At 66.6% G+C, this 7,522-nt stretch carries 8 protein-coding genes; 4 read left to right on the forward strand and 4 right to left on the reverse strand.

Translation table 11 applies throughout. The features are described from left to right. The 3 genes from JHD07_RS24665 to ftsE form a co-directional block, all read right to left on the reverse strand. A partial coding sequence (locus tag JHD07_RS24665) for a YdcF family protein (protein WP_291626783.1) occupies positions 1-497 on the reverse strand: 497 nt, incomplete at its 3' end. Positions 498-570: 73 nt separating this feature from the next. After that, positions 571-1,539: an ABC transporter permease gene (locus tag JHD07_RS24670; RefSeq protein ID WP_291626785.1), complete on the reverse strand. Its 969-nt coding sequence runs from the start codon at positions 1,537-1,539 to the stop codon at positions 571-573. Next, a complete protein-coding gene (gene ftsE / locus JHD07_RS24675; protein WP_063694655.1) occupies positions 1,532-2,191 on the reverse strand; it encodes a cell division ATP-binding protein FtsE in 660 nt (219 codons plus the stop codon). The genes JHD07_RS24670 and ftsE overlap by 8 nt, the downstream gene beginning before the upstream one ends. 185 nt (positions 2,192-2,376) lie before the next feature. On the opposite strand from ftsE, the gene JHD07_RS24680 reads away from it, so the two are divergent. Beyond that, positions 2,377-3,255, forward strand: coding sequence for an MJ0042-type zinc finger domain-containing protein (locus JHD07_RS24680; RefSeq protein ID WP_291626790.1), 879 nt, complete (start codon positions 2,377-2,379; stop codon positions 3,253-3,255). A gap of 38 nt (positions 3,256-3,293) precedes the next feature. After that, the gene (locus tag JHD07_RS24685) at positions 3,294-3,668 is read left to right on the forward strand and encodes a response regulator (protein WP_028139933.1); all 375 of its coding nucleotides are present in this window, start codon (positions 3,294-3,296) and stop codon (positions 3,666-3,668) included. A 162-nt stretch (positions 3,669-3,830) separates the two neighbouring features. On the opposite strand, the gene JHD07_RS24690 is transcribed toward JHD07_RS24685, so the two are convergent. Further along, the gene (locus JHD07_RS24690; protein WP_291626793.1) at positions 3,831-6,482 is read right to left on the reverse strand and encodes a TIGR02302 family protein; all 2,652 of its coding nucleotides are present in this window, start codon (positions 6,480-6,482) and stop codon (positions 3,831-3,833) included. 181 nt (positions 6,483-6,663) lie between these two features. Between JHD07_RS24690 and JHD07_RS24695 the strand changes: the two genes are divergently transcribed. Both JHD07_RS24695 and JHD07_RS24700 read left to right on the forward strand, forming a co-directional pair. Beyond that, positions 6,664-7,047: a carboxymuconolactone decarboxylase family protein gene (locus JHD07_RS24695; RefSeq protein ID WP_028134137.1), complete on the forward strand. Its 384-nt coding sequence runs from the start codon at positions 6,664-6,666 to the stop codon at positions 7,045-7,047. A gap of 218 nt (positions 7,048-7,265) precedes the next feature. Beyond that, positions 7,266-7,522: NAD(P)-binding domain-containing protein (locus JHD07_RS24700; protein ID WP_291626800.1), on the forward strand; the 257-nt coding region annotated here is incomplete at its 3' end.

The raw sequence follows: 7,522 nt of genomic DNA on the forward strand, positions 1-7,522 counted from the left end.
GGAATCAACGTCGTTTGCGGCATCACGTGCGAGAATTCCACCAGCGCGCGCGGCATATGGTAGTTGGAGGTGACTACGATCAGCGATGTGAATCGGCGTTCCTCGGCCCATCGCCGCGCCTCCGCGGCATTGCCGCGGGTCGAGAGCGCGGTGCGGTCGAGATCGACGCAGCAGGTCATGAAGGATTGGTTCTCCGGCAAGGTGCGCGAGATGTCGCTCGCCGTCGAGGTCGGATGCACGCCGGAGATCAGGAGCCGCCTGCCATAACCGGCAGCGAGCAATTCCATCGCGTCCGACACCCGCGAGGAGCCGCCGGTCAGGACGACGATGCCGTCCGCCTTGCGATCGGGCACCTTCTCGGCGCCGCGCAATTGCGCCAGGAACGCAACGAAGCCCGCGGCCGCAACGACGAAGGCAAGCGCGATCGTCGACACGATGGTCGCGCGCAGCCAGCCGCGCGGCAGTTTCGGCGATCGATCGTCGGTCGGCGCGGTCATGCGATGTCGGAAATCCCTTCCCTGGGTGGATTTTAGGATGTTTTGAGGCGAAGTGGAGTCCGGTTTCTCAATCCTAGTCGACGTCGTTCAACGTCGCGAACAGCGTCTGACGTGAGGCGACGGCGGTGATGGCCCCGATCAACACGGCCTGGACGGCGAGCACGATGTAGCCGGACGGCCGCAGCGAGAAAGTGCCGAGCAGCGCGGCGAACTGGTCGCCGACGGGGGTACCGGAGAACCAGCCCGCAATGGACTCGGAGAAGCCGAACACCAGCATGGCGGCGCCGCCGCCGATCACGCCGCCCTCGAGGCCCAGCCTGAGGAAATGCCGCAGGAAGTGGTTGGCGATGTAGCGGTCGCCGGCACCGACGAAATGCAGGACCTCGACGATCGGACGGTTCGCCGCCATGGCGCCGCGGGTCGCGAACGACACCGAGATGATCGTGGCGATGATGACGAGCGCGAGGATGCCGAGGCCGGCCAGCACGGTGGCGTTCGTCATCAGGCGCATGCGCTCGATCCAGGCGCGATGATCGTCGACGCTCGCACTCGGCGCGACCTGGGTGACGCGCGCACGCAAAGCGCCGAGATCGAGCAGCGTGCCCGGTTGCACGCGGGCGATGATCATGCGCGGCACCGGCAGATCGTCCATAGACAGCCCGGTGCCGAGCCAGGGCTCGAGCAGCTTGCCGCTCTCGTCCCTGCTGAACGGCCTGACCTCGACGATGCCGGCTTGCGCGCGCATCGCCTCCGTCACCGCCGCGGTGTCGCGATCGAGATCGCGGCCGGCCTGCGGACGGACCTGGATGGTGATCTCGCTTGCGACGTCCGACTGCCATTCGGCTGCGGAGGCGCTCACCAGCAGCACCGAGCCCGTGGCCATCGAAGCAAGGAAGGTCATGATGGCGACGACGGCGAGCAGCGCGCGGCCGTGGATCGAGGCGCGCGGCACGATCGGCGACATGTTGCGCGCCTTGGCCGGAAGCTGCGGACGCTCCTGCCCGAGGTCCACCAGCACGCCGCGCTCGTCGGTCCTACTCATAAACGTGCAGCCGTCCCTGATGCAGCACCAGGCGCCGCGCCTCGTACTGGTCCATCAGGCCGATGTCGTGTGTGGCGATGATGACGGCGGTGCCTGACTTGTTAAGCTCGATGAACAGCCGCAGCAGACGGCGGCCGAGCGTCGGGTCGACGCTGCCGGTCGGCTCGTCCGCGAGCAGCAGCTGGGGCCGCGAGATCACGGCGCGCGCGATCGCCGCGCGCTGCTTCTCGCCGCCCGACAGGATCGGCGGCAGCGCGTCCATGCGCTCGCCGAGCCCCACCCAGCGCAACAGGTCGATCACCTCCTTGCGGTAGCTCGACTCGCTGCGACCCATCACGCGGAACGGCAGCGCGACGTTCTCGTAGGTGGTCATGTGGTCGAGCAGGCGAAAATCCTGGAGCACGATGCCGATGCGCTTGCGCAAGTCAGCGATCTCGTCCTTGCCGAGCTGCGAGATGTCGTGGCCGAACAGATTGACGAGGCCCCGCGTCGGCCGATGCGACAGGAACAGCAGGCGCAGCAGGGAGGTCTTGCCGGCGCCGGACGGTCCGGTGAGAAACTGGAAGGAATGCGCCGGAATCTGGAAGCTGAGATCGCGCAGGATCTCCGGCCCCAGGCCGTAACGCAATCCGACATTTTCGAACCGAACCAAGCTCAGCTCCGTTCGAGAGGGGGTCGCATTGCGGCGCTCCGCCATGCGCGATCAATGGGTTTTGCCGCCGTTATGGTTTCCGGTTCGTTAACGGTCGGCCTGTAGCATAAAGGGCGCCCGGTTCTCCATGACAAGGGCAACGCCAAGACCAGTCCACCACCTCGTTCATGCATCAAGGCTCGTCCATGCATATCGTCTGCCCCCATTGTATGACATCCTACGCCATCAAGCTCGCCAGCCTTGGGGCGAACGGACGGGCGGTCCGCTGCTCCCGCTGCAAGGAGACCTGGATCGCCCATGCCGAAGACGCCATCGAGGAGGCGTCCGTTCCGGCGATGGCAGAGGCCAGCCGAGCCGACGACCAGTCAGACCTCGCCGAGCAATGGAACTCTTATGCCAAGGACGACGGCGCCACTGATGCGCCCGTCGTCGACAGCCCCTCGATTGCCAGCGACTTGCCGGGTGAGGATGCCCGGGACACCGAAGACGAATGGTCGGCGGCGGCCCGCGAGGCCGAGGGGGAAGTCGCCGGCGTACAGCACCAGTCCTGGTTCCGCAGCCTGTTCCGGCGCCGCGGCGCGCGGGTGAGCCGCCCCGTCCCCACCGCGCCTCCGCGCAAATCCTATCTTGGCCTGCCGACCGCCTGCGCCGCGATGGGCGCGCTGGTGCTGGCTCTGGTGATCTGGCGCGGCGACGTTGTGCGGCTGCTCCCCCAGACGGCAGCCTTCTACAAGATCGTCGGGCTCGAGGTGAATCTGCGCGGCCTTGCCTTCAAGGACGTCAAGCTTTCCAGCGAAACCGTGGACGGTAAGCAGGTGCTAGTGATCGAAGGCGTGATCGTCGGGGCGAGCAAGAAGCCGCTCGACATCCCGCGCCTACGCTTTGCCGTGCGTGACGCGCAAGGCGCGGAAATCTATGCCTGGAACACGGTGCTGGAACAGACCGTGCTCCGGCCCGGCGAGCGCGCCTTCTTCCGCTCGCGCCTGGCTTCGCCGCCCCCGGAGGGCCGCAATATCGATGTTCGTTTCTTTAACCGGCGCGACATTGCCGGCGGCAACGTATAATCGCCCCTCCAAGGGAGATTGATCCCGAGTTTGGTCTCATGCCGAAAATCTTGATCGCCGACGACGAGGATTCGATGCGCACGCTGGTGGCGCGCGCCATCGCCATGGACGGCCACGAGACCGTCACCGCCCAGGACGGCGCCGAGGCCCTGGAGATCCTGACTCGCGAGGATGGCGCCTTCGACCTTTTGCTTACCGACATCCAGATGCCAATCATGGACGGCATCGCGCTGGCGCTCTCTGCGGCGCGCGATTTCCCCGACCTGACCATCTTGCTGATGACCGGCTTTGCCGACCAGCGCGAGCGCGCCTCGAACCTGAATGCGCTGGTGCATGACGTCGTGACCAAGCCTTTCTCGGTCGCCGATATCCGCACGGCGGTCGCCGATGCGTTGGCAGCGAAGAAAGGGTAGCGGCGGCCAAATATTCCCTGTCATGCCCCGGCTTGACCGGGGCATCCAGTGCACCGCGGCGGATGTGGCAAGGGCGAGATCTTTCAACGCCGGCCTCTGGAATACTGGATCGCCCGGTCACGGCCCGGCGATGACACCGCGTGTGGAGTCAAAGAGTGCGCCTCAAAACTCCTTCAGCAGCCGCTCGATGTAGTCGAGCTCGATCTGCGGGCGTGAGGGATCGCCGAGACGGCGGCGGAGCTCTTCGAGGATGCGGCGGACACGCTGGGTGTCGATCTCGCCGGGAATCTTGACCGTGTAATCGTCGCCAAATTCACGCCCGTGCAGCGGACGGCCAAGCGGGTCGGTCTGGTTGCCGCCACTCTGCTGACGGCCGGCGCGCGGGCCGGGGCCGTCACCCTGGCCGTCACCATCGCCCTGCTGCATCGCCTCGGCCAACTTCTGCGCGCCCTTGCGCATCGCGTCGAGTGCCTTGCCCTGCGAGTCCACGGCGCCGTCGGCGTTGCCATCGCCGAGCTTCGATCCGGCATCGCCCATGGCACCGTCGGCCGCATCCAGGCTGCCGTCGTCATCGCCCTGATCGCCGTCCTGATCGCCATTCTGGCCGGGCTGGCCCTGGTCGCCTTGCTGGCCCTTCTGTCCCTGCTGGCCTTTCTGCCCCTTCTCACCCTTCTGCCCGAGACCGCGCTTGGCAAGCTCGTCCTGCAGCTTCTTGAGCCGATCGCGCAGCCCCTGCTGGTCCTGCTGCAGCTCCGACATGGACTGGTCGCCCTGTTGCTGCTTGCCGCGGGAGCGCTCGCGCCGGGAATCCTGGCCCTGCTTGAAGGTCTTGTCGCGCAACTGCTGCTGCTTGCGGATCATGTCGCCGAGCTCGTTGAGCGCCTGCTCCATGTCGCTCTCGCCGGACTGTCCCGGCTGCGCCATCTGGAGGCCTTCCAGCATCTGCTGGAGCTGCTCGAGCAATTGCCTGGCGGCGTCCTTGTCGCCCGAGCGCGACAGGCGCTCCATGCGGTCGATCATGTTCTGCAGGTCCTGCTGGCGCAAGACCTTGGTATTCGGGTCGAGCGGACGGGCCAGCTGCTGCGGATCAGTGTTGTTGCGCAACTGCTCGGCGAGCTGGCGCATGAAATCGTTCAGCGCCTGGCGCAGATCCTGCGTGAGCTTCTTGATCTCTTCGTCGCTTGCACCGCGCTCCAACGCTTGCTTCAGCGCCTCCTGAGCCGCGCGCAACGCCTTCTCGACGTCGGAGATCTTGCCATCCTCGATCGTCACGGCGAGCGCCCACAGGCTTGCCACGACCTCGCGCAGGGCGTCATCGGTGCGAGCGGCCTCGAGCTGCCGGGCCACGCTGTGCAGGCCGAGATACTGTCCGGGCTCCGGCGTGAACATTTCGGGCGCGATCATCAGCGCGTCGAGCGCGGCATAGACGTCGGAGTTCTTGTTGGCGTCGAGCGCGAGGATACGGCGCTGCTCGATCAAGGCCCGCGCCAGCGGCTTGGTGAAGAGCCGTTCGGGCAGGCGCATGTTGAACGGTTCGCTCATGGCCTCGTTGCCGGCCTCGTCCTTGGCCGTAAGGGTGAGCGTGACCTCGGCACCGGCATAGGGGTCTTCGCTGAGATCCTTCACCGACTGTCCGACGCCGTTGCGGGTCCGCGCATTCGGCAGCGCCAGCGCAAATTGCGGCGGCTGGAACAGCGGACGCGGAGCGACCTTGGTGTCACCCTCGCCGGCCGCAGCCTTGGCACCATCCTTGGTGCCATCATTGGCATCGGCGGATCGCGGGGCAAACTTCGCCTCGGCGCCGGTGACGCCGTAATCGTCTTCGATCTTGTAGGAGAGCTGCAGCGCGCCGCGCGCCTGACGCTCCGGATCCTTTGCGAGCGCAATCGTCGGCGGACGGTCCGGTGTTGCCGCAAACGCCCATTGCGGCTGGCCCGATGGCGCACGGACCTGCGCGGTGCCGTCGCCGGAGATGGCAAAATGCCTTTCGTTGGTGCCCTTGGGACTGGCTTCGTTGGGGGCAACCTCCTTGAGGCCGCCGGAGACGGCGACATCCAGGTTACCGCCGGAGGAGCGCACGATCAGGGTCGAGCCGGCGGGAACGGCAAGCGGGCCGCTGGGCGGCAACGCCGCGGCCTCCTTGTTGGCCGCCGACAGGATGACCGGCGGCTTGCCGGTGTAGAGCGGCGGCGTCACCCAGGCATCGACGCGGACATTGGCGGGCGCCAGCACCCCGTTCCAGTTGAAGGCCGCGCCAAGCCGCATCGCGCGTTCGTCACCGGCGGCGAAGAAGGTCGCCACCAGCATCACCATGACAAGGGCGCGCAGTGCCCAGGGATCGTGCAGCGCGAGCCGCGGACGCGGCAGACCGGCGCGGATGCGCTTGATGGACGCCAGCGTACGCTCGCGCTGCGCCTGCCACAGCGCCTGCGCGACCGGGTCCTGCGAGGTCAGCGTGTCCGTGAGCGTGGTGGCCGGGCGGTGACGGATGCCCGAGCCCCGGTCGAGCCGGGCGAGCGCGTCTTCCCGGCTCGGCCCGCGGAAGCGAATCAGGGGAAACAGGGCGGCGGCCGCGATCGCGGCGACCAGGGCAAGGCCGATGGCACGGGCCAGGAACGGCAGCGCCAGCCAGAGGCCGGCCCAGGACACCACCAGGAACAGGCCGACGACGGTCAAAAGACGCGCCGCATGAGGCCAGGCACGCTCCCACGCGATGGCATAAGTGGCCCGCTCGAGGGCCTGCGCCAGCTTCAGCCGCGACAGCGCGTCACTGTTGCGGATCGGGTCTGACGGCTCGGGGGTGACGCCGTTCAATCAACTCTCCAGGTTGCCCGGTAGAGCAGAGCCTATCACAACGGCAGCACTGAGGCATCCGTTCCTGTACGGGAGAGCCCCCTTTTCCCGCATAACACGAGGACGTGACTGGCCCGGTTCAACCCCGTAACTTCCGCCCGCCATTCCCGAGAGAAAAGCGCAGGACAGATAGAGGAACGCCATGGACAAGAAGATGCACGACAAGGGCCTGGAAGTCCGCAAAGCGGTGCTGGGCGAGGCCTATGTCAACAACGCCCTGAAGAACGTCGACGATTTCAATCGTCCGTTCCAGGAGATGCTCAACGAATATTGCTGGGGCACGGTGTGGGGCCGCGAGGAGCTGCCGCGCAAGACCCGCAGCATGCTCAACATCGCCATGATCGCGATCCTCAACCGCCAGCACGAGTTTCGCGCCCATCTCAAGGGCGCGCTGACCAACGGCGTGACGCGCGAGGAGATCCGCGAGATCCTGATGCAGGTCGCGATCTACGGCGGCATGCCGGCCGCCGTCGACAGCTTCCGCATCGCGCGCGAGGTTTTCGCGGAGATCGACGGCAAGGCGTGAGACCTGTCCGAGGTCATCCCCGGGCACGCAAGGCGCGAGCCCGGGATCCATAGCCACAGGAGGATGTGGTTACGGAAACTCGGAGTGACCGCTGTCGCGTCACGACCTCTCGAGGTTATGGATCCCGGGCTCATCGCTTCGCGATGCCCCGGGATGACGGGTGGTGATCGCCGGCTTCACGTTCAACCAACAACGAATGACAATCACAAGGAAACACCATGGACATCGGATTCATCGGGCTCGGAAACATGGGCTTCCCGATGGCGCGGCGGCTGATCGAGGCGGGACACAAGCTCGTTGTGTTCGACACGCGCAAGGACGTCGCAGGCAAGCTCGTGGCGCTCGGCGCCAGCGCCGCGACCTCGCCGAAGGACGTCGCTGATCAGGCCGAGACCGTCATGGCGAGCCTGCCCTCGCTGCAGGCTTCGCTCGACGTTGCCACCGGCGCGAACGGCGTGATCGAGGGGAAGCGCGC

This window comes from Bradyrhizobium sp. (genome assembly GCF_016462955.1).
Lineage (GTDB): Bacteria > Pseudomonadota > Alphaproteobacteria > Rhizobiales > Xanthobacteraceae > Bradyrhizobium.